This is a genomic window from Paenibacillus sp. ALE3, from assembly GCF_054113405.1.
This window is the reverse complement of the sequence record NZ_CM134214.1, coordinates 4911164-4937501: the sequence shown is the minus strand read 5'-3', so window position 1 is coordinate 4937501 and position 26338 is coordinate 4911164. Positions and strand designations below refer to the sequence as shown.

19 protein-coding genes are annotated in these 26338 nt (G+C 44.1%); 15 read left to right on the top strand and 4 right to left on the bottom strand.

The annotated features are described in order from the left end of the window. Nucleotides 1-68: 68 nt before the first annotated feature. Nucleotides 69-746 carry a hypothetical protein gene (locus tag ACXHJ2_RS22160; protein ID WP_238791109.1) on the top strand — a complete coding sequence of 226 codons (678 nt, stop codon included), beginning with the start codon at nucleotides 69-71 and terminating at the stop codon, nucleotides 744-746. A gap of 93 nt (nucleotides 747-839) precedes the next feature. On the opposite strand, the gene ACXHJ2_RS22155 is transcribed toward ACXHJ2_RS22160, so the two are convergent. The 3 genes from ACXHJ2_RS22155 to bglX all read right to left on the bottom strand — a co-directional run bounded on the left by ACXHJ2_RS22155 (nucleotide 840) and on the right by bglX (nucleotide 7639). Then, complete coding sequence (locus ACXHJ2_RS22155; RefSeq protein WP_165083205.1) at nucleotides 840-1844, bottom strand: LacI family DNA-binding transcriptional regulator; 1005 nt, start codon at nucleotides 1842-1844, stop codon at nucleotides 840-842. 166 nt (nucleotides 1845-2010) lie between these two features. Continuing rightward, nucleotides 2011-5451 (bottom strand): GH36-type glycosyl hydrolase domain-containing protein, encoded by a 3441-nt coding sequence (locus ACXHJ2_RS22150; RefSeq protein ID WP_165083203.1) that lies wholly within the window; start codon nucleotides 5449-5451, stop codon nucleotides 2011-2013. 13 nt (nucleotides 5452-5464) lie between these two features. Continuing rightward, entirely contained in the window at nucleotides 5465-7639 is a 2175-nt protein-coding gene (bglX, locus tag ACXHJ2_RS22145) for a beta-glucosidase BglX (RefSeq protein ID WP_185156545.1), read from the bottom strand. Between the two features lie 572 nt (nucleotides 7640-8211). Between bglX and ACXHJ2_RS22140 the strand changes: the two genes are divergently transcribed. The 14 genes from ACXHJ2_RS22140 (at nucleotide 8212) to ACXHJ2_RS22075 (ending at nucleotide 25218) form a co-directional block, all read left to right on the top strand. Next, a complete protein-coding gene (locus tag ACXHJ2_RS22140) occupies nucleotides 8212-9465 on the top strand; it encodes a sugar ABC transporter substrate-binding protein (protein ID WP_165083199.1) in 1254 nt (417 codons plus the stop codon). 36 nt (nucleotides 9466-9501) lie between these two features. Then, on the top strand, nucleotides 9502-10386 hold the full coding sequence (locus tag ACXHJ2_RS22135) for a carbohydrate ABC transporter permease (RefSeq protein WP_013368986.1): 885 nt from the start codon (nucleotides 9502-9504) through the stop codon (nucleotides 10384-10386). Between the two features lie 18 nt (nucleotides 10387-10404). Continuing rightward, nucleotides 10405-11259 carry a carbohydrate ABC transporter permease gene (locus ACXHJ2_RS22130; protein ID WP_013368987.1) on the top strand — a complete coding sequence of 285 codons (855 nt, stop codon included), beginning with the start codon at nucleotides 10405-10407 and terminating at the stop codon, nucleotides 11257-11259. A gap of 712 nt (nucleotides 11260-11971) precedes the next feature. Further along, nucleotides 11972-13393 carry a PapB family radical SAM/SPASM ranthipeptide maturase gene (gene papB, locus ACXHJ2_RS22125; protein WP_165083197.1) on the top strand — a complete coding sequence of 474 codons (1422 nt, stop codon included), beginning with the start codon at nucleotides 11972-11974 and terminating at the stop codon, nucleotides 13391-13393. 23 nt (nucleotides 13394-13416) lie between these two features. After that, the gene (locus ACXHJ2_RS22120; RefSeq protein WP_457874355.1) at nucleotides 13417-14262 is read left to right on the top strand and encodes an ATP-binding cassette domain-containing protein; all 846 of its coding nucleotides are present in this window, start codon (nucleotides 13417-13419) and stop codon (nucleotides 14260-14262) included. Nucleotides 14263-14266: 4 nt separating this feature from the next. Next, the gene (locus ACXHJ2_RS22115; protein WP_025674410.1) at nucleotides 14267-14956 is read left to right on the top strand and encodes an ABC transporter permease; all 690 of its coding nucleotides are present in this window, start codon (nucleotides 14267-14269) and stop codon (nucleotides 14954-14956) included. Beyond that, on the top strand, nucleotides 14953-16098 hold the full coding sequence (locus ACXHJ2_RS22110) for a hypothetical protein (RefSeq protein ID WP_165083195.1): 1146 nt from the start codon (nucleotides 14953-14955) through the stop codon (nucleotides 16096-16098). Before ACXHJ2_RS22115 ends, ACXHJ2_RS22110 begins: the two co-directional genes overlap by 4 nt. A 63-nt stretch (nucleotides 16099-16161) precedes the next feature. Then, nucleotides 16162-17070: an ABC transporter ATP-binding protein gene (locus ACXHJ2_RS22105; RefSeq protein ID WP_238791107.1), complete on the top strand. Its 909-nt coding sequence runs from the start codon at nucleotides 16162-16164 to the stop codon at nucleotides 17068-17070. A gap of 45 nt (nucleotides 17071-17115) precedes the next feature. Beyond that, nucleotides 17116-18009 (top strand): ABC transporter ATP-binding protein, encoded by an 894-nt coding sequence (locus ACXHJ2_RS22100; protein ID WP_238791106.1) that lies wholly within the window; start codon nucleotides 17116-17118, stop codon nucleotides 18007-18009. A 431-nt stretch (nucleotides 18010-18440) separates the two neighbouring features. Continuing rightward, nucleotides 18441-19223: a muscle M-line assembly protein unc-89 Uncoordinated protein 89 gene (locus ACXHJ2_RS22095; protein ID WP_165083193.1), complete on the top strand. Its 783-nt coding sequence runs from the start codon at nucleotides 18441-18443 to the stop codon at nucleotides 19221-19223. 247 nt (nucleotides 19224-19470) lie between these two features. Next, the gene (arfA, locus tag ACXHJ2_RS22090; protein ID WP_013368995.1) at nucleotides 19471-20985 is read left to right on the top strand and encodes an arabinosylfuranosidase ArfA; all 1515 of its coding nucleotides are present in this window, start codon (nucleotides 19471-19473) and stop codon (nucleotides 20983-20985) included. Nucleotides 20986-21399: 414 nt separating this feature from the next. After that, nucleotides 21400-23295: an HSP90 family protein gene (locus ACXHJ2_RS22085; protein ID WP_165083191.1), complete on the top strand. Its 1896-nt coding sequence runs from the start codon at nucleotides 21400-21402 to the stop codon at nucleotides 23293-23295. A gap of 24 nt (nucleotides 23296-23319) precedes the next feature. Further along, the gene (locus ACXHJ2_RS22080) at nucleotides 23320-24381 is read left to right on the top strand and encodes a hypothetical protein (RefSeq protein ID WP_165083189.1); all 1062 of its coding nucleotides are present in this window, start codon (nucleotides 23320-23322) and stop codon (nucleotides 24379-24381) included. Between the two features lie 90 nt (nucleotides 24382-24471). Then, nucleotides 24472-25218 carry a glycerophosphodiester phosphodiesterase gene (locus ACXHJ2_RS22075; RefSeq protein WP_025674420.1) on the top strand — a complete coding sequence of 249 codons (747 nt, stop codon included), beginning with the start codon at nucleotides 24472-24474 and terminating at the stop codon, nucleotides 25216-25218. Nucleotides 25219-25382: 164 nt separating this feature from the next. Here the strand turns inward: ACXHJ2_RS22075 and ACXHJ2_RS22070 are convergent, their stop codons facing one another. After that, on the bottom strand, nucleotides 25383-26210 hold the full coding sequence (locus ACXHJ2_RS22070) for a class I SAM-dependent methyltransferase (protein WP_165083187.1): 828 nt from the start codon (nucleotides 26208-26210) through the stop codon (nucleotides 25383-25385). Between the last annotated feature and the right edge of the window lie 128 nt (nucleotides 26211-26338).

Below are 26338 nucleotides of genomic sequence, written 5' to 3'. Positions count from 1 at the left end.
CTGATTGGCACTGTCCAGACCGTCCGGTTCCTGTTAAAATGGTGCAAACATAGATCAGGGGGATGACGGTGAAAGACTTGAAACAACGTGTGGGTTGCCTGCATGCGCATCACTCGAATATAGCTTATGTGGAACGGGCTTTTGCTTCTTATGAGGTGGAACTGGTACATTTTGTGGAACCGGGACTTATGCGCCGGGTCTCGTCGGACCCTCATTTTTCTGCGGATGATGCCAGTCGCAAGGTAGAAGAGCAACTGAGTTGGATGTCTCAAAGCGATCTAGACGTTATTTTGATAACGTGCACGAATTATATTGCTTTGGCGGAGAAGGCTCAAGGGGCCGTGTCTACACCAATAGTCGCACTGGATGAACCCTTTTTTCATGAAATGTGCGATGATTTGCTGCCACGAACCTTGGTATTTACGAATCCAGCTACTGTAGAGGGCACGATGAAGCGTCTTTATCATACGGCCACTCTATTAGGCAAGCCGGAACTCTCTTCACTGATAGAGGTCAAGGTGGTGGAGAGCGCTTTTGAACTGATTATGCAGGGACGTAAAGATGAGTATGAGGAATTGCTGGTTCGCTCATTGCATGAGCTGAGGAAGGCTGATCCAGGCAGAGGGCTGGCTGTAGCACAGTTATCCATGGTTGATGCTGCATTGCAAGTAGAGCTGGAGACGGGGCAGACGATTGCCAATCCCTTACGGTCGTTGGCGAATTTAATTAAGGTTTTGTTAGGTTAAATAAGTATAGCTAAAAGAACTTCCAACCCATTTTTGGGACAGTGGAAGTTCTTTTTTGGAGGTTGGCGGGTGGGGCATCTCTTTTGCTGTTCATTAGAGATTCTGTTGGTCTTGGGTGATGAATGCTGCGCCTGCCGATTCTCTTTGAACAAGCGTAACGTACAACCGCTCATGCTCCACGTCTTCCCCGGCAATAATTTTGAGAACCTGTTCAGCGGCTACAGCGCCCCATTTGCGCTTGGAATAGTCAATCGTTGTCAGCCGGGGCTGAATATATTGTGCCAGCTCGATATTATCAAAGCCGACGATATGAACATCCTTGCCAATGGTAAGCTCTGACTGAGCCATTCGATTATAAAAGCCTACGGCCATTTCATCATTGAGACAAAATACGGCTACAGGTTCTGAATCCGGGCCAACCTGCTGTTGTAAAATGATTTCAGCTGCCTGTTCACCGCCCGATTTCTCGAAATTGCCGCCTATTTCAATCATCTCGGCGACGCCGCTACGCTCAATGGTCTGCTTGACCGCCTGCATCCGCTGCCAGGAATCATAAGAACCTTCTGGTCCGGTCACAACATATAACTTGCGGTGTCCCAATTCCAATAGATGCTCTATTGCAAGCGCGGCACCTGCTTTGTTATCCAGCAGCACCTGGTTAATGTTAGGATGATTCAGTTCACGGTCCAATACGACAATTTTATGTCCCCGCTCGGCGTAGTTCAGCAACTCCTGACTATCAAACGTCTGATCCAGTACAATAGCTCCGTCAATCATGCGTTCTGGCAGCATTCGATGTGATTGCTTTCCGCTGCATACAATGAGGTCATAGCCCTTGCGGTTCAAAATTTCCTTGATGCCGTACAGCAAATCTCCATAAACATCTCCGCGGAAATCAGTCAGGAATACGCCAATAATTTTGGTTTGCCTTTTTTTGAGATTCCGTGCGGCGGCATTTGGCACATAGTTAAGCTCTTTGGCAATGGCCAAAATACGTGCGCAAGTCTCTTCTGTTACCTTATCGCTACCGTTCAAAGCATATGAAACGGTAGATATGGAAACGCCCGCCTGTTTGGCGATATCTTTAATGCTGACCACAGCGTCACCTCCTTGTGTCCGTCTTATATCTGCTATTGTATATTCATTATTAACCACATATCTATTCCAAATGTCGTAGTTCTACATGCAAGCAGCAAAGGGCGATCCCGCAAGATCGCCATCACTTTGTTGCCTATACCTGATTTTGCTTATGCATCATTCGATTTTATAAAATAATCTCCAGGCGGTGTACACCATCATGTTCTGCTAACGCCTGCTCGAAAGTCTTGCGTTTGATGCGCAAGGCACCGGAACGGTAGCGATTATCATCGGCTGGCTCGCTTTCCAGAGGGGCACCGTTCAATACTGTACGGCCTTGCTCACCGCTCGTATGCTCTTGCAGCATGCGGTAGACGAAGGTGATTGGCTTTCCTGCAAAGGAAAATTTAAATTCCAATCCGTCGAGATCGTCTGGCAGCACAGGGTCCAGGATCAGATCCTCGCCTGACTGACGAATACCAAGGACATTCGATATGAGCTGATTCATGTAGATTCCCGGACCGCTGGAATAGATCCTCCAGCCACCCTTGACGGGCACGGCTCCTTCCCGCAGTTTACCAAAACGTTCCTGTGCTTCATAGCGGGTGTTAAATTTACCGTCCGAGCTGCTGAAATACGCGTTGCTCTGGCGCCATTCGGCATTCGGTACGGTCGCACGGATGCCGACCGGATTGATGAGCTTCAGGCTATGCCAAGCGTCATCCTTGCGTCCTAATTTGGCCATAGCTTCCACAAAGCGGATATGGGCATGCACATATTGCAGCCCGACTTCACGTCCAAAGTTGGCCGCTTGCTCTGCGCGCTTGAAGTGCGAACTCACACCGCCGTCATATTGTGCAGGGCGGTTCATCAGACGCACACCATCCGGGCAGAGGAACTGCTCGCGGATGAGCTGCTCGTGAGCCAATGCTTGCTCAGGCGTGAGCAACTGGCTAATCATGCTGCGTGTCATCGGCAGCAAGCGGTAGTGGATTCCCGTCTCGGTGTCGGACGGATGGAGCATCAGCTTGGGTTGACCGGGCTCTTCCATATATACGAAGCCTGGAATAATTCCACTCTCCAGCATGTAGCGATTGAAGTCTTTACGGATGCCGTTCGCCATCTGATGTAGATCTTGTGCGATCTTATCAGCTTCGCTTACTACATCTGCAGGAGCTTGCTCCAACGCAGCAGCAAAGTTACGAACCACTTGGTAGGTGAGGGCAACCGTCCAGCTGCTCGCCATGTATTGCTTCAGCTGCGCATTGGCTGGCTGGAGCGTGTCGTCCCAATCGCCATCGCCATAAGCCGATAAGTACGTGTCATGAAGGAAATTTTCCCGAATATATTCGATTTCCTTCAGGGCATGTTCCATAAGGGTCGCAGTCTGCTTGGTATAATCGAAAGTATGCCGATGAGTGTAAGGCACATTTTCTCCCAGAATACTGTAATCACGGGTAGCGGTCAAATAATCGCCCAGTACCTTGAGTGGCCAAACGATAATATCCCCATGGCTTTCTTCTTGCTGCACGTGAGTATAGTTGTCAAACATAAACCATTGCGGCCAGTTTCCGCTGTCTTCATACTGATGGCTGAATACAGTTAGCAAAATGGAACGAACCTCATCAAACTTTTGCACCGCCGAAAAATATTCCACAGGCCCCTGACATACATCGCGTGTTCCCCAGGCTGCTCCGCCGTATTGCTCCAGACCGTGAGGCACAGAGTAGTGGACGAGCATATTGTGGGTGTACCACCAAGCCACTGCGTTCACACGGAATAGCTCGCTGGTTTCCTGTTGGCCAAGCGTCAGATGGAAGCCATTCATAAGCTCGGCAAAATATTCCCGGTAGCGCTCACGCTCATCTTCAAAGGAGGTGTGAAGCTCCTTATGTGCTCGGTCCTTCCCGGTCGAACGGCCATGCAGCCAGCCCTGTACAGTGCAGGTCCATTCGCTGCTGTCGCCCAGTTCCAAAACGACCAGCGATGCATCAGGAGAGGCCCCACCCTGTAGCATCGCTTGAGCATCGCTCACTTGCTGTAACGAAGCGCCTGCTATGTGCATTCGGTACAAAAGATCCGGGTAAGCCTCGGCGCTTAGGGAAGCGGAATCAGCTCTAAAGAGCAGCTCGTCACCTTCGCGTTCCATATGAAACGGAAGCTCGTATTCGTTCACATGCATAGACATTTGCTGAGTGATCAGGAATGGGTAGGCTTTACCGCTTGCCGAGCGCATGTGAAGCCGCACTTCTGGGCGATCGGCATTCGTATGGTTTGTAATAATGAATGTATCGTCAGCCGTTTTGTAATACCAGCGCACATAATTAAAGCCAATCTCGAACAGGGAAGGCATGGTGAGCAGGCGGTATTTTCCTTGAATTCCGACGTAGATACGTTGACCGGATGTCTTGGGAATATTGAGCGCATTACGCACGTTGGTGATCATTTTGTTGAAATTGGTATTACCGATCACGAGTTGGGAATTGAATACCCCGTACATATAGGAGGTGGTTGTAATGGTTTCTTCCTTACCTCCAGAGTAATGCCCACCCATTAAAATGTGCCCGTGAGGACGCTCTACACGAAGCTCTTTGGATTTGAGTACAACATGCTCATAGCTATCCGTAAAAAAGGAAAGTAGTTCATCGCCATCCCGTTCTTCTTCCTGGCGTTTCGGGAAAAGCTGATCCACTTCGGCATCGGTCAAGTCCAGCGTGCGCAGCGGTTCACCGATGGTTTGCCCTGTAGCTACACGTTCTGCCTGGAAGTCACTTGCGATGCGCGCTGGTATGATGTTCGCGGAAGCGTCCGCTAGAACGCCAACTACTTCATCGCGTGCTTTGGTTACCAGGTCCTGATACTCCAGCTTCGTCACTGCAGCCGGATGGCTCGGCTGGAACAGACCGTAAAACGTAAAGCGAGCTTCCCCGGCGAGTTTTATCCGCTCAGATTGCAGCGCTGTATAAGCGAATTCGTATTGATACACTTCATTGGCGAGCGAGTCGCGGCGCAGTGCTTCCGGCTCATTCGTTTCCTTGTAAGAAAGTCCAAAGAACTGAAATCCGTCAGTCGAGTATCCGACAGTACGGGTTAACGAGCCTTGTTGAATGTAAGGGAATGCCTGGCTTTGCGGCTGATTCTGACGTGAGCAAACGGTATAGCCTCTTTGTTCATCATGATAGACAGTATGGTCAATATATTGAGACAAATAAGCTTCATTACTGCGCACAGCAGCGGTATCGGCAATGCCGATATCCTGACCGTACACAATATCTGCTTCAACATCATCGCCCTGTAGGGTTACATCCCAGAACCATACTCCCAGGCGGCTGAGTGTGAAGGTCACCTGATAGCCTACACCGGCAGTGAACCCTTCCCATATAATCTGCTGATCCGTTTGTCGGATTACGCCGGGCGAACGAACTCCCAGCAGAGGAGTGATGCTTACGCCGGAAGGACGATACAGTCTCAAGTACAGATTGTTCAGGGAACCATCGACTGAATTGGTCAACAGTTGGTTGATCATCGTTGAGCCGTGAGCGATCTTGTACACATCACCGCTGCTTAAGAAGGTAAAAGACAGGTCTCCGGCCCGCAGCAAAATATTTTGGTCTAGACTTGTATTCATCAAAGGGAACGCCTCACTTTCCTGTTTCTTTTACTAACCGAAAACGGCCTTCAGTAGTATCTCGGCTGTTAGGTCCTGTAAAGACGGCGAATTCACCGCTGTCACTGTCAAAGCTCAAATCTGCATGATGATAGCGCAGCTGAGGCTCGGTCAATGTAAACTCCACTTCCCGGCTTTCGCCTGGGGCAAGCAGGATTTTGCAGAAATCTTTCAGTTCCTTCATGGGGCGAACCGTATCACCGCTGATATCACGGACATAGAACTGAACGGTCTCCTCGACTGGACGTGTTCCTGTGTTCGTTACCTGCACTCTAACGGTCAGTTCTTGACCGGGAATAAGAGTATCGCCTGAAAGTTGTAAGCTGTCATAGGCTACATCGGTGTAGCTCAGGCCATAGCCGAACGGGAATAAAGGTTCGTTCGGTACGTCTAGATATTGAGACACGTAGCGTTCTGTTGTGTTCGGATCTAACTGCGGACGTCCAGTATTAAAATGATTGTAATACACTGGCACCTGTCCGACCGATTGCGGGAAGGACATCGTCAGACGACCCGTAGGTTCAGCATCACCGTATAACAAATCGGCAATTGCCGCGCCGCCTTCGCCACCAGGGAACCAGGCTTCCAGTACAGCGTCTGCTTCTTCAATGACGCCGTGCAGATCCAATGGACGACCATTAAACAATACGGCTACCATGGGCTTGTTCAGTGTCTTCAGGCGTTTCACCAATTCCAATTGAGCCTGCGGCAGGCGAATATTTGAACGGCTACCTGCTTCACCACTCATATCTGAGCGCTCGCCAAGCGCTAGTACGATGATCTCTGCTTGACTGGCAGCATGCAGAGCTTCTGCATATTGCTCCTCTGTTATGTTGTCTACAGAGCATCCTGCCGCCACCGTGAGCAGCGAGGAGGATATTTTCGATTGGAATCCATCAACAACACGAATGGCTTCCTCTTGTGAACCGCTCCATGACCAAGAGCCCAGAATATCGCCGCTCTCTGCAAAAGGTCCGATCAATGCAATATGTTGATTGCGATTCAATGGAAGCACAGAATCATTTTTGAGCAGCACGCATGATTTAATGGCTAGTTCTTTAGCAACCGCACGGTGGGCTTCGCAGAATACCACTTCACGTTCACGCTCAGGGTCTGCGCCGCGTAGCGGATTCTCGAACAAGCCCAGCTTTTGTTTGAGCCTCAATATACGCATCACTGCTTCATCAACGAGCGCTTCATCCAGCTGTCCGCTGCGAATCAGCTCAGGCAGGTGCCCATTGTAGCAGGAGGTCATCATTTCAATATCTACGCCTGCCAGCAATGCTTTTTTTGCTGCCTCCCGTTCATCCTCGGCGATGCCGTGAGGAATAAGCTCTTTGATCGCGGCCCAATCCGAAATGAGCACACCGTCAAAACCCCATTCATCACGAAGCAGATCACGCATCAGGCGCTTGTTGCCCGTTGCCGCTACGCCTTCTACGGTATTGAAGGACGTCATCACCATTTCGCAGCCTTCATCTAAAGCAGCTTTGTAGGAAGGGAGATAATACTCTCGCAGCTGCCATGCAGATACATCTACGGTATTGTAATCACGTCCACCTTCACCGGCTCCATAAGCAGCAAAGTGCTTCACGCATGCGGCTACCCGCTCGGTATCATTCGTCAGATCATTACCCTGAAATCCGCGCACAAACGCACGGGCAAATTGACTGTTGAGATAAGGGTCTTCCCCAGTAGATTCCATTACACGACCCCAGCGTGGGTCACGTACCAGATCGACCATAGGAGCGAATGTGACGTGAACACCGGATACGGCTGCTTCCCGAGCAGCGATAGTAGCGCTCTCTTCTGCAAGTTCCATATCCCATGAGCAACCCATAGCCAGCGGTATAGGGAAAATCGTTTTGAAGCCGTGTATAATATCTGCCATAATTAAAAGCGGGATACCCAGACGGTTTTTACTCAAATGAGCCTGCTGAACACGAATTGCTTCCTGGGCTCCTGCAAGGCCGAGCACGGAACCAACGTTGTGAACCGTCTGCTCTGTGATGCCGAGAGAAGCCATAGGCCCAGTAATTTGGCCCTCTGTACCCGCTTCTTCAAAAAAGCCACCCACAAGCTGAAGCAGTTGGTCAACTTTTTCTTCAAGAGTCATGTTTTGTAAATAGGAATTCAGGTGTTGTTCCATCATAATCCTCCGTAAGCTGTTTGGTTGGTAAAACAGCTCTCTTTTTCAGATTCATGAGATTTTTTGGATAAAGTTGATTCAAAAAAGTGCTGAACAGGCTAATAGCTAGTATAGAAGCATAATCTTCTGTTGTATTATTAATCGAAACGTTTCTATTGTTGGACTCAGTTGGATTATATACGCTCCCAAATGGAGAGTCAAATGCAAAACGGGGGTTTTTTATAGGACAAATAGCGTAATAAAGATTGAAATAAATGAAAAAGAGATGCGATTCCAAGTAAATAAAAAATAATATCCCTATTGAATACGGTTTCAATTTGTTCTATAATGACTATCGAAACGTTTCTATTGATGAGTATGGTCCTTAGGCTTTAAACATAATTGTTATAACGGTATGCTTTAACTGCTATGTATTTGCATGTATCAGGATTTTGCAAAATTCGATTTCAGTCGCTCCAAATTGCAATATTTGGACATTGGAAGTCGCTTATTGAATTTTTGCAAAATTCATGTGCTTGAATCCGTTATCATATTGCATGATCGGTAAACTGATCATCTCGGGAGGAATTCGTATGATGAAAAGAACATTGGGGATCATTTTGGCAAGCACCTTATTACTGGGGGGTGCGTTGGTAGGCTGTTCATCCAAGGATGATTCGTCGGGCAAAGATGCAAATGGCAAGACGACCATCACCATGTGGGGAATGGGAGCGGAAGGGAAGTTGCTGCCTGAAATTGTAAAAGATTTTGAAAAAGAAAATCCAGATATTCACGTTGATGTACAGGCGTTGCCTTGGGATAACGCTCACGACAAATTGCTCACGGCGGTTGCCTCAAAATCAGGTCCAGATGTTGTCCAGCTCGGTACATCATGGGTGCCGGAATTAGCATCTGCGGGTGCACTAACAGACATCACGCCTTACATCAGCAAATACCCTGAGCTTGAAGCGAAAAATTTCTTCAAGGGCGCTGTGAGTACGGCTCAATTTGAAGCTAAACCGGTCGCCGTACCTTGGTACACTGAAACGCGAGTTTTATTCTATCGTTCGGACCTACTGAAACAGGTTGGATACAATGAAGCACCTAAAACGTGGGAGGAACTGTCCGATGCTGCTCAAAAGCTAGCGGCTCGGGGTAAAGGCAAATATGGTATCTCCTTTAGTGCAAAGGAGCAGTCCATGGGCTTTATGTTTGCTCTCCAGAACGGTTCCAAGCTGGTTGACGAGCAGGGCAATCCGCTATTCAACCAAGCACCGTTTGTAGATGCTGTGAAGTATGTAAATACCTTTTTCCAAAATGGCTCTAACGCAGTGGATATTGGAATTGATTCCGTTCAAGGTTTGCAAGGCGAGGGGATCGTTCCAATGTTTATCAGCGGTCCTTTCATGATTAAAGAAATCAAGAGCAAGGCACCAGAACTGGAAGGCAAGTGGAATATTGCGGAGCTTCCTGGCAAAGTAAACAACCTATCCGTTTTGGGTGGAGCCAACCTTTCAATTATGAAATTCAGCAAGCACCCAGAGGAGTCAGCCAAATTCCTGGCTTACATGAGCAAACCAGAAACACAACTGAAATGGATGGAGCTGTCCAGTAACTTGCCTGCGACTACTAAATCGTGGGAAGATGCCAAAATGAAGAGTGATCCGATGCTTCTGACGATTCGCAAACAGCTGGATCATTCCGCAGCATTGCCGCAACTGGCTGCATGGGAAGAAGTTTCTCAACAATTCATCAAGAGCTTTGAGCGTATTTACCGCGGTCATGCCGATGTACAGAAGGAAATGGATGACTTTAATCAGCAGGCTGCAAGTATAATGAAAAAATAATGATCCATATCCGTCATTGTCAAAGGGAGTGAAGGCATGAAAGGAAGCTCGCAGAAGCTTGCGCCATACTTGTTTATCGGTCCCTCCATCATCCTGTTAACGCTGTTTTCGTTGTTGCCGATACTACTGGCGCTCGTGATCAGCTTCACGGATATGGATCTGTCCGGACTCGTTAATTATGAAAGTATTCGCTTTATAGGATTGGAAAATTATACGAACGTGCTTTTGGACCCTTCCTTTTTGAAGTCCATTGGTAATACGTTGTTCTTTGTCATCATTGGTGTTCCGTTGGTGCTGATATTTTCGCTCAGCATCGCGATCCTGATTAACATGGGTAAATCACGTGCTTTCAAAATATTCCGCGTCGTGTTCTATCTGCCGTCCGTAACGAATGTAGTTGCGGTCGCAGTGGTTTGGAGCTATCTGTATAATCCGACGCTTGGATTATTCAACTACGTACTTGGTCTGATGAATTTAGGTCCCGTCCCATGGCTGACCGATCCAACAGTAGCGAAAATTTCGCTGATTGTGTTAGCGGTTTGGCGGGGCATCGGCTTAAACATGATTATTTTTATTGCGGCTATTAAAGGGATTCCGGGCTCTTATTATGAAGCGGCACAGCTTGACGGGGCCAATACATGGCAGCAAATTCGTTATATTACGCTTCCGCAGCTTCGTTATGCTATTTTCTTCGTGTCCATCACAACGATGATCGGCTGGCTGCAATTTTTCGAGGAACCTTTTGTCATGACCAAAGGGAAACCGCTGGACGGCACGCTAACGGCTTCCTTGTTCATTTACAATAACGGCTTCCAATTTAGTAAATTCGGGTATGCCGCGGCGGGATCGTTCATTCTATTCTTCGCGATCATCGCGGTGACGCTGATTCAGTTCCGTTTGCAAAATAAAGCGGAGTCCTGATAGAGAGAGGTGATGAACGTGAAAACAGCTGTTCAGCAAGCCCGCGCCAATACGCGCAGTGGTGAAAAAACATTTCAATGGTTCGTGGCGATTCTCCTGACTGTGGGAGGTCTGTTGATGGTGCTGCCTTTTGCGTGGATGATTTTATCCTCCTTTAAGACAGAGGGCGAGGTAACCAAAATTCCTCCAACCATCTGGCCGGAGCATTTTACACTGGATAATTTTAAAATCCTATTCGATAGCATGGCGTTTGGAACCTATCTGACGAATACGCTGATCATTGTCCTAGCTTCCTTTTTCGGATTATTTCTTAACGCCATGGCGGGCTATGGTTTTGCCAAATTCCAGTTTAAGGGCAAGGGCTTCCTGTTCTATCTGGTGCTGGCTACCATGATGATTCCAGGTCAAGTGACGATGATTCCCGTCTATTTGATTCTGAACCAGATGGGGTTGACCAATTCTATGCTGGGGATTGTCCTTCCTGGATTGGTGGGCGCGTTTGCGATCTTCCTCTTCCGGCAGTTCATGTCCGATATCCCAGAAGAACTGCTGGAGGCGACACGACTTGATGGAGCAGGTGAGTTCCGCACTTTTTTACAAATCGTGCTACCCATTTCGACGCCGATTATCGCGGTACAGGCCATCCTGACCTTCATCGGCGGATGGAACAGCTTCTTATGGCCGCTCATTATTGCGAACGATGAAAAGCTGTACACCTTGTCCGTCGGTCTGTCACTGCTCAAGGGACAGAACGAAAGTCAATTTGCTCTGCAAATGGCGGGCTCGACCTTCATGGTCGTGCCGATCATGATTATCTTCATTATTTTCCAAAAGTATATTATCGAGAATTATACGATTTCGGGGATTAAGTAATAGCTTAATACGTAAATTGATAAAAACACAAAAACGGAGGACTTCCTAGTTTGAGCAAAAGAAGCCCTCCGTTTTTTGTGTATAAAAAAACGAAAATTCCTGGTCAGCTCATGTTCATTCTTAGAGAAGCTGCATCAGGATTTTGTTTATATATGGGGAACGGAAATATGAAAAAGTTAGAATTCAGATTGAGTGTTACGAAGGTGAATAAAAGTTTCGGTCTCCAGAATCATTAGGGTAGCATTACATTAACAACGACCGGCTTTTTTCAGCAAAGTGAACTATACTTTTATTATATTTATTTGAAAATATTTCAAAATAATAGGTTAACAAATTTTACATAATTACTTCAAAAAAAGTATAGAGGCTAACTAAAAAAATGATTATATTGGAAAAGAAATAAAAAAATACAAAAAATGAGGTGAATCAAATTGTTTGATCCTATTAACCAAGCAGCTGAAGGCAGTGTTTCTCCTATGACGTGTGTTTTTTGTGATACACGTGATCGTTGTGTAGGTTGTGATGCTACCGACTGGTTTTGTAGCAAAGAAAGTGGTCATTGGTGTACTAATAATGATAGCGATTAATTCGATTAATTGAAGTAAAACTCGCAACGATAGAGCTTTCAAACACAGGTAGTCAACTTAGGAGGTCTGGGAACTAATCTTCTTGGACTTCCTCCTATTTTGTAACTTTGAGAGGATGATTAATAGTGATTAGTGCTCCATTTGAAAAAAATCCCGTCAAAATCATAGAACAAAATGAAAAGTTATACTTATACAATATAAAAACAAATGGGCTTTTTCAGATTGATGATGTCGTAGTAGATATATGCAATAGCGAAGGTAAGGAAATTGAAGAAATATATGAATTACTTAAGCATCGTTCTAGTAGAGAAGAGGTAGATAGGTTATTAGCCAGTCTGAAGGAAGCATCGGTTATATATAATAAAGATTTGTCTGTTCAAAAGGAATGTAAAAGTTGCAATGATGAGCAAGTGAGTCTATCATCTATAATCCTTATGCTGGTTCAAGAGTGTAATCTAAGATGCTCTTACTGTTATGGAGGAGACGGAGAATATAATGATCGAGGACGCATGGACACAGAGACCGCATTAAAAGCAGTTGATTATCTGTTTAATCATTCTGGCGAGGAAGAAGAACTGAATATTTGCTTTTTTGGAGGGGAGCCACTTCTGAACATTGAAGTGATTAAAGAAGTTGTAGCCTACACTAAGCTTAAACAAGAAAAATCAAATAAACGTGTTACATATAGTATGACAACGAACGGCACCTTGATTTCCAAAGAAATTGAAAATTTCTTATTAGATCATCATGTTTCTATTCAGATAAGTCTAGATGGTGATCAAATGACGCACGATTTCAATCGATATTATCAGAACAGAAAAGGTACCTATGAAATCATTTTAAATAGAACAGAAAGTTTAAGAAAAAAAGGTGCCATAACAGCAAGAGCTACGATTTCACCAGTACAATTGGATATAACACATACACTTACACATTTATTGGGGATTGGTATCCGCCATGTTGCGATGTATCCTGCAGTCGAGATGCTTAGTGATGATGACTTTGAGAAGTATGCACAAGAATTCACCAAATTGGTTGTTCATTTTGAATCTTTGCTTCGGGTCAAAAAATATGGGGAAGCACGTCAAATATCGAACATTCTAAAATACTTGAAGATGATTCATTCTTCTTCTAAGCGAGATTATTTTTGTGGAGCGGTCTCGCATATGCTTGCCGTTGATGTGCATGGTAATCTTTATCCTTGTCAACGATTTGTTAATGAAAAGGATTACTCTTTAGGAAATGTAAGGGAAGGGATGGATGTAAGAAAGAAGAGTGGCATGCTTAGTGAGATGCGTTTAGAGAAGAGAACTGTATGCGGAGAATGTTGGGCTAAGAATCTATGTGGTGGAGGTTGTCCTCAAGAAAATATGGTGCTTAGTGGTTCAATTAATGAGCCAGTGGATAAATACTGTAACTCTACTCGTAGTGCAATAATGGATTGTATGAAATTGTATTTACGATTAACTAAAGAAGACAAGAAAAACCTGTTCTCTGCTAAGCGGCAGCGAGAGCAACTATTGGAGGATGCCTCATTTGACAATTGATATTCAAGCTTTAAGTAAGTCATATGGTTCTCACCAAGTACTTAACGAGCTTCATTTTCACATTGATAATGGTATATTCGGACTGGCTCGGAGACAATGGAGCAGGTAAGACCACTTTAATGAAAATTCTTGCCACTTTACTTAGATTCGACCGAGGGAAAGTTGAAATATTCGGACATTCTTTGAAAAAAGAACCTGATGCTATTCGTTCTTTACTAGGTTACTTGCCGCAGTATTTTGATTTTTTTCCAAATGTGACTATTTTGGAATCCATGAACTATTTTGCGGCTTTAAAAGGTATTCAAGGTAAACATCATATTCAAGAGGAGACATCACAGCGATTAATTGAGGTGGGACTTATCGATCAAGTTGATAAAAAAATAAAACAGCTGTCTGGGGGAATGAAGCAGCGCTTAGGAATTGCTCAAGCTATGTTAGGACAGCCTAAGTTGTTAATTGTTGATGAGCCTACGGTTGGACTGGACCCCAAAGAACGAATTGCTTTTCGAAACTTGCTTCAAAATTATGGAGAAGACAGGATTATATTGTTATCTACTCATATTGTTCCTGACGTTTCAAGCACATGTGACAAACTACTCGTTTTAAAAGAAGGCCGTTGTCTGTACCAAGGGGCTATAGACGATATGATTCGAACTGTCGAGGGTAAAGTGTGGTTGGTTGATGTTGGCAAGCGTCAATTGGAACAATTAAGCCAACAAGCTCGAATCACTTCCATTGTGCGGAAGGAAGGAAGAGTTCAGGCTCGATTATTGTGTAACTACCCTCCAGATTGTTGTACAGAAGTCACACCCGAAACGGCTAATCTTGAGGATGCGTATCTGTACATTTCCGATCCGGAGGAGAGTTAGCAGAATGGGACAAGTAATCAGAGCCCTAGTTCAATTTGAAGTTTTGCTTATGAAAAAAAGTGTAGTATTTTTTATAGCACTAACGTTCTCTTGTTTTTTAATTCCTTTATTTTTATATCTAGGAGCAGGGAATAAGAATAACGCGTTATGGATATTTTTGCATCATGGACAAATGTTCTTTACCATATTACTTATGCCATTAATGTATTCTGTTCTTTATGATGGCGAGAAGCAAAAAATGATTTCTTCTGTTATTATGCCTAAATTGCCTAAAGGAGCCCAATATTTTTATTGTAAGAGTTGTGTATTATGGGGAGTGGTTTGCTTATTTCAATTTGTCGCTTTAGCTATATTTTGTGTGGTTCAATGGACGACTCATGGGAAGGCTCCATTCTTGATACTGCTTCATCTAACAGTAGCAGGTGTAGCAACTACTGGATATTCTGTTCAAATTACCGTCATATTGAACTTGCTCTTACGTAAACAACTGTATGTGAACATTGTAGTGCTCGTTTACCTTTTAATCAGTATTACTATCAACTTGCCTTACATTTCAATCTGGTTTAATCCAGATTGGATTATTTCCAATTTCTTCACACAGTCGTTTGCTTTTGGGCGAGTATTCCTATTTTTGCTTATGTGGGTATTGATGAAAGTCAGTAATCATCTATGGATGGCGAGGGTACAAGAATGAATGGAATTATAGTTCGTTTCTGGCTACAGCTTTTACTTCGAAGAGAACAAGCAGTAACCTTGCTGGTTTCCTTTAGTGTGGTTCTTTTATTCAATTTAATAATGAATGAAGGTATTGCAATAACTTATAGTGTTAACTTGTTATTTGTAGCTTTTTTTTCTTTACAGATTGCGAGTATACACAATCGTAATCATACAGAACCGTATATATATATTTCTGTCTTTCCTAATTATCGTCTAATCGCTTACCAGCTTTATGTTTCTTTAATTCTTTCGTTTCCTCTCTTGCTCATGATGGTAGGACTTTTATGGAAATCATTCGCTGATGTATCATTATGGAATTTGGTTATCATTGTATTTTTTTCTAGTGTTTTTTCATCGATGTTGGGTCTCTTCCTGGGGCAGGTAGTAAAGCATTATGGGTTGGCCTTCACTTTTCTCATTGCTTTTTACCTTCCTATAGGTTTAGTTTCCTGGTCATTTAATGAAAAGTTACGTTACATATCTCCTGTAGTGAATATATTCAACCCCTATATGATCAACTGGCGAAATCTCTTTGGACTCTTAGGCTGTAGTTTATTATTTTACGGATTAGGCTCATTGTTATCCAGTCGGCGCGGAGGCGGCAAAAAGTCTATAATCCCTTGGATTAGTACGGTCCTTGCTTGTAGTATACTGATGGGCGTATGGGGATATGAGAGGCTATTTAATGAGAATGTACAGACATCGTCGTTTCAAAAAATAACTGTGGGACAAACACAAGTAGAGTATAAGGGGATTAGTTCGTATCAGGCTAGGCAATTTGCCACCCTTTTTGAAACGCTGTATCAAGTGGCTAAAAAAAAGGAGACACACCCGATTCGCTATACCTTGGAAATCACCCGAATACACTCCATGTCATCGTTCGAGCCGAAAATAATAGTGCAAAATCATAATAAACTTCAAATCAATATTTATTCAAATAAGCTTTTAGAGTTTAATTTCGGAATGGATTGGGCGAGTAAGTGGATTGATTACATTTTGCCACAATTGACCCACTTGTCCAATGAGCAAGTTGACGCTTTTAAACGCCTCAAAAATGAAATTATTTTGGAAGTTAGAGAAAAAAATCCCGAAAATATCTATACAATTCAGGGTGACTGAGAGCTAAAATAGTGAGATTTCATGAAGAACGAATAATAGTAGATAAAGAAAGGGATGGAATGCATGGAACGTGAGGCAGACCATTTGAATATAAGAGCTATATTTCATTCATTCCAATATTGGCCGAAGTTAACTAAGTTACTATGGAGTACAGAACCTATCTACTTTATTATCATTATTTTTGGCTATCTACTAAAAGGAACACTCCCGATTGCTAACCTTCTTTCCATACAGTATTTGGTTTCTGAATTTGAGACTAACACGGTATGGCATAAGCTTCAAATCAGCGCAGTTTTCCCTGTAATTATCGTGATGTTTTCTAGTTTGCTTATTTCAAGTTTAATTGAATACTCTGATAAATTGTTCCAAATTTCACTGATAAATAAATTACAAACATTAATAGTATCACAAGCATCAACATTTAATCTTGCGGATTTTGAGAGTCCGCAAGTACACAATCAGCTCAAAAGAGTACAGAACGACTCAATAGATAGACCTATTCAGATCTATAAAGAACTCATTAATTTGTTAAGTTCCATGGTTACGTTATGCTCTAGTATTGCCATTTTAATAGCATTCAGATGGTGGATATTACTCATTCTTGTTGTTTCCCCCCTGGCATCTTTTTATTCTTTATTGAGATTCACACAAATTCAATATGTAGCCAAGAAAAAACGGGCTCCTTTACAACGTAAATCCAGGTATATTAATTACTTATTGACTAATGAGAAGTCTTTTAAAGAAATCCTATTGTATCAACTTAGTGACTACTTTACAGCAAAATATAAGGACATTTTTGATGTTTTCTACAAAGAGGATAAGTATTTAGCCAAAAAACGTATTGCGTTATATTTGTCTTTTCAAGTAATAAGTACATTATTTATAGCCATTGATTTGATTATGATTATACAAATATCATGGAAAGAAGAATTTCTCGTTGGCAGTATTTATGCATTAGTTCAAGCAGTATAATTAGCTAATCAAAATATTAACACAGTATCTCAAGGATTGATTTCATTGTGTGATCATAATCTGTATCTAGATGAATTATTCGCTTTTTTTAACATAAAACCTAAACAAGACAGTTCTAGAATGTTGCTAAGAGAGTCAGGTATACAAGCTGATTCAACGATAGAATGCATAGAATTTAAGAATGTTTCATTTGCTTACCCAGATCAAAAAGAATTGGCTCTCAAAGATATAAGTTTTAAAATTAAACGTGGTGAATCTCTTGCTCTAGTGGGCAGGAATGGATCAGGGAAAACAACAGTGATAAAACTTTTAACGGGGTTATATGAAGATTTTGAAGGAGATATTTTAATCAATTCTATCTCGGTTCGAAATTACAATAAAGAAATGCTTTACAAGAAAGTAGGTGTTATATTTCAAGATTTTGTCCAATTTGATTTTTCAGTAAGAGAAAATATAGGTTTTGGGAGTATAGGGGATCTTGAACTTGATACCAGGATATGGGAATCGGCGCAACATACAGGAGTAGATTCGGTAATACGAGATTTGCCTAATCAATTAGAACAACAGCTAGGAAGAAACTTCGAAGGGGGGATACAGCTTTCAGGAGGGCAGTGGCAAAAGATTGCTATATCGAGAGCGCTCTTCAAAGATGCTGACGTTTATGTATTAGATGAGCCTAGTTCATTTCTTGATCCAGAATCGGAAAAACAAGTATTTAAACAATTTCAAAAATTCATTGATAATAGACTATGCCTCTACATATCTCATCGCTATACCTCTGTTTTATATGCAGATAAAATTTTAGTTATGGAAAAGGGTCAGATAGTAGAAGGAGGAACCCACCAAGAACTAATTGAAAATAGAGGGTTTTACTATAATTTATTTTCTGACGAAATTCATACATTCCAGAAAGCGCTAGTTATTAATGATGTACGCTAACTGTGTATTGAGATTCTGGCCAATAGTGGGACTGCGAACAGAACTGTTTTTTACCTTATGAGAAGTAGACTATAACAAAAAAAGCGGAGCTTCCCTTCGAGAGGCCCTGCTTTTGGGCTTCACATTGGACATTTTCTATATGAGTTAGCCAATATTGATGGGATAGTGCACGAATCTTTCTTTTCAGTCTGTAGATGCGGGTCGTTGTCGCCGTAACTGAAATATTATATTTGTCAGCGAGGAAGGACATAGACAGCGTTATATTGGGAGAGGTTGCTTACATATAACAAATTGATAGACGATAAAGGACTGCTTAACAGTGAAAAAGGAATGAAGAATTTGTGAAAAGTGATGATAAAATATACAAAAACATACAAAAAATCCGATATACTTCTAGAATTACTATTTAGAAGAGAAATGGAGGTTTTAAGATGAATGTATCTTTTACATCATCTCACCAATCGCCGTTCCACACCACAGATAACAACCGACTCGAACTACGGCATCCCCTCTCCCCTCAGGCTGAAAGGAAGAGTATAGGCAAGCCGCAAAACAAGATTATTCAGCAATTGATTGAGCAGAAGCAAAATCTGATGGAGAGGCGTTCGGACTATATAAGTAATGCTCTAAAACGTGGCCTCGGTTCGGAAGCTGTAAAAGCCGAAATGGAAAAGATAGATAAGCAGATTCAACAAATTGACGAGAATATTCAGAAGCAATCAATAGAAGAACAAAAAAAAGCATTTGGAATGGATGAGGAAAGTAAAAAAGAAGCCCAGGAAGATAAAAAGGAACAATATACGCACAAGACTGCAGAGGAGCAAAAGCAAAGTCTCATGACTTATACGATGCATAGTATTGTATCAGCAAACAACCAGCTGAAGAATTCCAAAATCACTAAAAGGGCACAAATTACATTAGAAAGCGAAGCTAAAGGTTGGGAAAACACTAACCCTTCAAGATCAACTACTTTGCGTGAGAAGGCAGAAGGCCTTAATGGGAAAATTATGGAGATTGCCTCAAATATCAATGAGTGCATTAGAAAAGCAGTGAATGAGGAAGCGACGATAATAGATCGAGATGAACCAAAGGATGAGAAAGAATCAAGTATAGAGGTTGGTAGGGTGTGGACTGAACAAGAGATCAATGCCTATGTGGATTCGGCTAAAGACGAAGCTAAGAATGCAGGTGTGAAGATTAATATTGCAGTTTGATCGGACTATTATTGCTATTTAGTAAAGAGGCTATTTGCTCAATAGGTTTGTTTATAAAATGAAGTGTTCAAAAATACGTAACCAAATGCTTATCGTTTATTATTAAATACTTAATACATATATTAAGTATTTAATAATAATATTGACTATGCTAATTACGGTGTGTTATATTGGAAGCGTTAATAAGGTGGCTTGTTAATTTTAGGTACAACAAATTTTATTTTCGCATTCAGAGAGGATGGTTTAGGTGGCAGCAGCTGTAAAAGCAAAGATGATTGTAGACAAATCTTTTCGTATTGCTGAAGTCGATAAACGCATTTATGGTTCTTTTGTAGAGCATCTCGGGCGTGCTGTATATGGTGGAATTTATGAGCCTACTCATTCGACTAGTGATGAAAGCGGTTTCCGCAATGATGTTAAAGAACTGGTAAAAGAGCTGGATGTTCCTATTATACGCTATCCGGGCGGCAATTTTGTATCCGGTTACAATTGGGAGGATGGTGTCGGCCCTGTTGCATCCAGACCTAGACAGTTGGAGCTGGCGTGGAGAACAGTGGAGCCGAATGAAGTAGGAACGAATGAATTTTTTAAATGGGCCAAGGATGTTGGCTCTGAAGTAATGATGGCGGTAAATCTGGGTACGCGTGGAATTGATGCGGCTCGTAATCTGGTGGAATATTGCAATCATCCAGGAGGCTCCTATTGGAGTGATTTACGTCGTAGTCACGGTATAGAGCAGCCACATAAGATTAAAACCTGGTGTCTTGGCAATGAGATGGACGGACCGTGGCAGATTGGGCACAAGACAGCGGAGGAATATGGTCGTCTGGCTGTAGAATCTGCAAAAGCCATGAGGCTGATTGATCCTGACATTGAACTTGTATCCTGTGGAAGCTCCAGCTCCACGATGCCGACGTTCCCGGAATGGGAGGCAACCACACTGGATCATACGTACGAGGTAGCCGACTATATTTCCCTGCACCAATACTACGGCAACCATGACAATGATACGGCTAATTATCTGGCACGTTCCATGGACATGGATCATTTTATTCATACTGTCATTTCGACTTGTGATTATATCAAAGCGAAGAAACGTAGCAAGAAAAAAATGATGCTCAGCTTTGACGAATGGAACGTATGGTACCACTCCAATGATGCAGACAAAAAAATCGATCCATGGTCTGTGGCACCACCGCAGCTTGAGGATATTTACAACTTTGAGGATGCATTGTTGGTGGGCAGCATGTTGATTACGTTCTTGCGTCACGCGGACCGTGTAAAAATGGCTTGCCTGGCTCAACTGGTCAACGTTATTGCGCCAATCATGACCGAGAATAACGGAAAAGCGTGGAAGCAAACGATCTTCTATCCGTATCTGCATGCTTCCCGTTATGGTCGTGGGGTATCACTGATGCCTGTAGTGGATTCCGAAAAATACGATTCCAAGGACTTTACAGACATTCCTTATCTGGATAGCGCTGTGGTTTATGATGAAGAGGGAGACGCGCTGACTGTCTTTGCAGTGAACCGTCACTTGTCTGAATCGCTGGAGCTGACGGTGGATGTACGCAGTTTCGAAGGCTACCGTATTGTCGAGCATACCGTGCTGGAGCATGATGATCTCAAAGCGACCAATAGCCCAGCTGGAGAAAAGGTTACGCCTCATAACGGTGGCAATGCCAAGCTTGAAGACGGAATTGTAAAAGCTCATTTGGGCAAAGCCTCGTGGAACGTTATTCGTCTTGCTAAATCTCATTAATTCTCTTTCTAAAAGGAACGGACTGAGTTATACCTAATAAGTCCGCATTCTCTCTTGTAAGGCTACTACAAGAGCAGGAATGCGGGCTTTTTGTATAAAATGAGCCATTTGTCCCTCCATCAACATAGTGCTCGAAAGGAAGAGGTAATTCCAATAAATATTATATTTATTCCTAAATTTAACTAGCTAAAGATGATCCTTAATCACTAAGTGTTCGTGCCTCGTACATTTTTATGAAGTTAATTAGACCCAGTGCCCACCCTCCTGGGTGAAAAAAGACCCTGTTGTACCGTTGTCAATGAATTGATATCTGAAATGAAGGTGTGTAATCCGTCTTAAATCCACGTTATACTTTAAAAGATAGCTATTTTAAATAAAAGATGGCTGTAGCATTTCGTGAAAGGAATGATCTCTATGAGTCAAACAGACGAATATCGTTTTCAAGTAAATTTGGGCGGCATGATTGATATTTTGGCCAATCATTTATATAGCAGTCCACGAGTGTTTATACGTGAAATACTACAAAATGCAACAGATGCGATCACGGCTCGCAAGGAGCTACGGAAGACTGAAGCTGAAAGTAGATCATTGAAAGAAGACAATACCCTTGAAGATACAGTTTCTGAGAGTAACGACTATGAAGGCAAAGTCATCGTAGAGCTATCCGGTGCCGGGGATCAGCAGGTATTGATGATTCAGGATAACGGTATTGGATTGTCTGAAGAAGACATTCATCGGTTTCTGTCGATCATCGGGCAGTCTTCCAAGAAGGGGGCTGATTTGCTAACCTCGGAGACTTCATTTATCGGGCGTTTTGGGATTGGCTTGCTGTCTTGTTTTATGGTGAGCGATGAAATTGTAGTACTGACCCGTTCGGTGAAGGAAGGCATCTCTATGGAATGGAGAGGGAAGCCGGATGGGACGTATACGATTCGTCGATTAGAGACTGAGCTGCCTATAGGGACGCAAATTTATTTGCGCTGTAAGCCGGGGAGCGAGTTTTATTATGAGCCAGCGCAGGTGAAAGACTCCTTATTTTATTATGGAGCCTTGCTGCCATATCCTGTCCTGCTGTCTGTAGACGGGGAGACTAAGCAGGTCAATCTTCCATCGACAAGCTGGATGCAGGACCCGGAACAATTACGGAGTCGACGCGGTGAGGTGCTGGATTTAGGCTATCGCCTAATGGGTGAGCGCTTCAGTGATTTTATACCGCTGCGGACGGCATCGGGCAGAACCGGCGGGATTGCATTCATTTTGCCTCGCAGTGTTAATCTGAACAGCAAGCGGCTGCATCGGGTGTATCTGAAGCATATGCTCGTGTCCGACAAAGCGGAAAATGTATTGCCAGAATGGGCATTTTTCATTAAAAGCCTGATTTGGACAGACGAATTGCAACCAACGGCATCTCGTGAATACTTTTATGAAAATGAGCAGCTTGATGCGGTTCGTTCCGAATTGGGAACCTGTATTCGAGAAGAACTGCTTCGCATGGCGGAATATGAGCCAGACCGCTTGCAGCACTGGATTCGTTTGCACGAGCTATCCATGAAGGCGCTCGCGGTTGAGGATGATGAATTTCTGCGGATTATGCACCGCTGGTTTTCCTTCGAAAGTACTTTTGGGCGGCGCGAGCTGAGTGAACTTATCCGAGAGGCGGGCGGGCGTCCGCTCCATTACACGGCGACCGTGGATGAGTATCGCCAGATTACGCATGTGGCGGCAGCGCAATCGATGCTGGTGATCAACGGCGGATATATCTATGATTCAGAAATTTTGGATAAGCTGCACTGGTTCGACGCTACCCTGCAAACAGAGCGACTCAGCCCTGAGGATGTATCTTTATCATTTACCGGGTTGACGCAGGAAGAGCACACCAAGTATTACAATGTGCTACGTGTGATGGATGCTGCTTTGCAGCCGATGCGCTGCCGTGCTGAGTTGAAGCGTTTTGAGCCTGCGAGCTTGCCTGTGCTGTACACCATTTCACAGGATGCACTAACCTTGCGCTCCATGGAACACACAGTTGAAGAGACCACTTCGCTTTTTTCCAATGTGCTCGATAGTCTAAAAGCGGGAGTCCAGCAGAACGCGGGCTATTCGACCTTGTATTTTAATTTAAGCAACCCGGTAGTGGCGCGGATTTTTGAAGCTACCGATACACAGATGATTACGGCTGCAACAGAAATGATGTATGTGAATGCGCTTATGATGGGTCACTATCCGATGAACCGCAGTGAGCTAGGGCTGATGAACCGGAGTGTGCTGCATTTTATCAATTGGGGATTAGGGAACGGACAGAATACGTAATTGCGTAATTAAAGGAGGATTCAAATGGAAGAGACGATATATGAAATGATGGAGCAGGCACAGGATACGCCCGGAGGGGCAGCAAAGCTGGCGATTCTGGAAGAGGCTGTTCGCCTGGCGGATACCTCAGGTTTGAAGGAGCTCGCTTATGAAATTCGGGGAGAGATTGTAGACTGTGCTATTTTTAACGGATATCCGTTGAAGTCGCTGATTGCTTTTTCATGGCAGCTGGGTCAATTTGACCAAAATCCAGAGGAATACGACCCCGTTGAGCTGTTGTGGAACTATAAATGGATACTTGGAAAGGTGTGCAGTTTTCCGAATATATCAAAAACTCAAATCGAGGATCTGGTAGAGGATATGCGCAGACGTTATGCTGAATACGGGTATAATGAGCGACCATATTACTATTATAAGTTCCGCATCGCGATGGACATGGGTGAACTGGATGAAGCACGGCGGTATCTGGATATGTTCCGCGTAATTGAGCCAGACAGTATGAGTGATTGTGAAGCCTGTGAGCAGAGCCAGATGGTGCGATTCTATTATTTGACCGGAGAAGACGAGCAGGCGCTTGCCGTGGCAAAACCGATTTTATCGGGACGGATGAGATGTGCAGAAGTGCCGCATGTGACGCTCTCGCAGGTGCTATTGCCGCTGTATCGTCAAGGCGAGGTTGATCAGGCGAAGGAGCAGTATCGCAAAGGCTATCGCCTGGTTCGTGATGACCGTGACTTCCTGAAAACGATAGCAGAGCATATTGAGTATTTGACGGTTGCAAATCCGATTGAAGGAATCGGAGTGGTGGAACGTCATTTGCACATCGCATTGGACTATGAGAGCGGATTCGAGCAAATGTATTTTTACGCAGCGATGGTAGGGCTGCTGCAAAAGCTGGATACTTCGAGAAAACTTCGTTTGATTCGGATGCCTGCATCTTTTGAATGGGGCAAACAGGAACGTACATTAGAAGAGATCATTGCGTACTTCAGACCACTGGCAGAGTCTGCGGCAGCTGAATTTGATCGACGGAATGGGAATGCATTTTATTCGGAATGGATTGGGAAGATTGTTCAACCGGCGTAGAAGAACAGGCGACTGTGGCGAATATTTTATACAGCCCAAACAATGAACGAGTAGAATATTCTTGTTTGAAATGACAGGAGGGATTATATCGTGACTATGACCCAGAAGGTAATTAATTTTGCGCATCGCGGAGCTTCCGGGGTATGTCCTGAAAATACGATGGCGGCTTTCCGCCACGCGTTGGAACTGGGAGCAACAGGCATTGAAACGGATGTGCAGCGTACCCAAGATGGGCATTTGGTGCTGATTCACGATGAGTCGCTGGAGCGCACGACAGGTTGCCCGCTGGATGTAAGAGATATCACGCTGGAAGAATTAAATAAACTGGATGCAGGCAGTTGGTTTGATGAGAAATTTCGAGGCGAGCGGGTACCGATGCTGGGTGAGTTACTGGAACTGGCACAGTCCTCGGATACCATTATTAATCTGGAACTGAAAAATAGCATTCATCTCTATCCGGGGATGGAGGAAGAGGTCATTGCCGCTGTGAAGCGCTTTGGATTAGAAGAGCGGGTGATCTTATCCAGCTTCAATCATGAATCGCTCGCGCTCTGTGCGCAGATTGCCCCCGAGATCAAGACGGGAGCGCTCTATATTGAGATTATGGTTCGCCCATCGGAGTATGCAACCCAATTCGGGGCTACAGCACTTCATGCCTACAAGCAAGTGGTTACACCGGAAGCGGTGTCCGAGGCTTTGGCATTAGGCGTCGTCTACCACCCATGGACGGTGAATGAGCCGGAGGAAATGGAGCGTCTGCTGGAGGCCGGAGTGAACGGCATCATCACAGACTATCCTGATCGGTTGGCGCACATTCTAGCTGTCCACTCTTCCTAAGAGGAAGACGCAGTAAACCTACAGCTAGGGATTGTAGGGAAGTAGATGTAGCTATGTATTAAAAGAAAAAAGACTCTCCTACGTACTCGCTTTCACGAGACAAGGAGAGTCTTTTTTTTGGCTTGAGCCGAAGTGAATATCATCACGACGATTTTGATTCCGTTCTACTTGATGCCGATTCTCATACGATAGCTAAACAGGATATCCAGTGTTCTGCCTTCAAAATGATTCTCAACCAGCTTCACGAAGCGGGCTATATCGTCGTCAAGCGTTCGATTGCCAAGTTTGAACAGGCTCTGAATTCCTCCCTGGCTAAGAGCGAGCCCAGTATAACGAGCAGCGTCACATTGCTCACGATTGTGGAAGACAATCTCCCGAATATAGCGGAATTGCCCGCTATGGTGCAGATTAGCTAGATGCTGATCCTTGCTCCATTTATGAGCCTGTTGCTCTACAGGAGCTTCCTGTTCCAAAACGGTATCAGCTTTGGTGATAAGCTCTGTATAAGCTTGCTCTATCTGCCATTGCAGCACAGGAGGCCAGTCACAGTCAAAGGCTGCGAACACGCCGCCTTGTGCCAAGACCCTGCCTGCTTCCTGGAGTGTGCTCTCGGGGTCCATCCAGTGAAAGGACTGAGAACAGGTGATGACATCTACAGTGCCGTCCTCAAAGGGCAGGTTGTTGGAGAACCCGCTTTCGAAGGAAATGGTACCTGTCATTGTCGTTCCTGCTCTCTCCAGCTTGCGCTGCGCTATTCCTCTCATGTCCGGGTTAGGCTCGATGCCGACGATTCGACGAGCGGTGTCTTTCCATATGAAAGTAGAGAGCCCAGTACCGCAGCCAATATCGGCAACTAGCGCTACGTTCCGATCCAGATAGCGGCTGATGATTTCCACGACGAGTGATGACGCTTCTGGACGGTGTTGATCGTAGTTGTCAGCAAAGCCATTGAAACGATCCACATTACTTTGCAGATTTCCCTCAGGTATCATCGGGGCTTTTCCTCCTTAGTTTCGGCCGGGCGACCGCGTAAATTCCGATGCTCTGTACTTTTACATTGTACAAGTTTATGTGCTTAACCAGCTACTTTCGTGATTTCACAACATCATCGGATTTCGGT

What these genes read in the sequence shown, in the direction of transcription:
- ACXHJ2_RS22085 (WP_165083191.1), top strand. Translation starts at nt 21,400, where the DNA reads ATGAGTCAAACAGACGAATATCGTTTTCAAGTAAATTTGGGCGGCATG.
- ACXHJ2_RS22080 (WP_165083189.1), top strand. Translation starts at nt 23,320, where the DNA reads ATGGAAGAGACGATATATGAAATGATGGAGCAGGCACAGGATACGCCC.
- bglX (WP_185156545.1), bottom strand. Translation starts at nt 7,639, where the DNA reads ATGGAACAACACCTGAATTCCTATTTACAAAACATGACTCTTGAAGAA.
- ACXHJ2_RS22110 (WP_165083195.1), top strand. Translation starts at nt 14,953, where the DNA reads ATGAATGGAATTATAGTTCGTTTCTGGCTACAGCTTTTACTTCGAAGA.
- ACXHJ2_RS22105 (WP_238791107.1), top strand. Translation starts at nt 16,162, where the DNA reads ATGGAACGTGAGGCAGACCATTTGAATATAAGAGCTATATTTCATTCA.
- ACXHJ2_RS22140 (WP_165083199.1), top strand. Translation starts at nt 8,212, where the DNA reads ATGATGAAAAGAACATTGGGGATCATTTTGGCAAGCACCTTATTACTG.
- ACXHJ2_RS22070 (WP_165083187.1), bottom strand. Translation starts at nt 26,210, where the DNA reads ATGATACCTGAGGGAAATCTGCAAAGTAATGTGGATCGTTTCAATGGC.
- ACXHJ2_RS22150 (WP_165083203.1), bottom strand. Translation starts at nt 5,451, where the DNA reads ATGAATACAAGTCTAGACCAAAATATTTTGCTGCGGGCCGGAGACCTG.
- ACXHJ2_RS22120 (WP_457874355.1), top strand. Translation starts at nt 13,417, where the DNA reads ATGGTTCTCACCAAGTACTTAACGAGCTTCATTTTCACATTGATAATG.
- ACXHJ2_RS22115 (WP_025674410.1), top strand. Translation starts at nt 14,267, where the DNA reads ATGGGACAAGTAATCAGAGCCCTAGTTCAATTTGAAGTTTTGCTTATG.
- ACXHJ2_RS22095 (WP_165083193.1), top strand. Translation starts at nt 18,441, where the DNA reads ATGAATGTATCTTTTACATCATCTCACCAATCGCCGTTCCACACCACA.
- ACXHJ2_RS22135 (WP_013368986.1), top strand. Translation starts at nt 9,502, where the DNA reads ATGAAAGGAAGCTCGCAGAAGCTTGCGCCATACTTGTTTATCGGTCCC.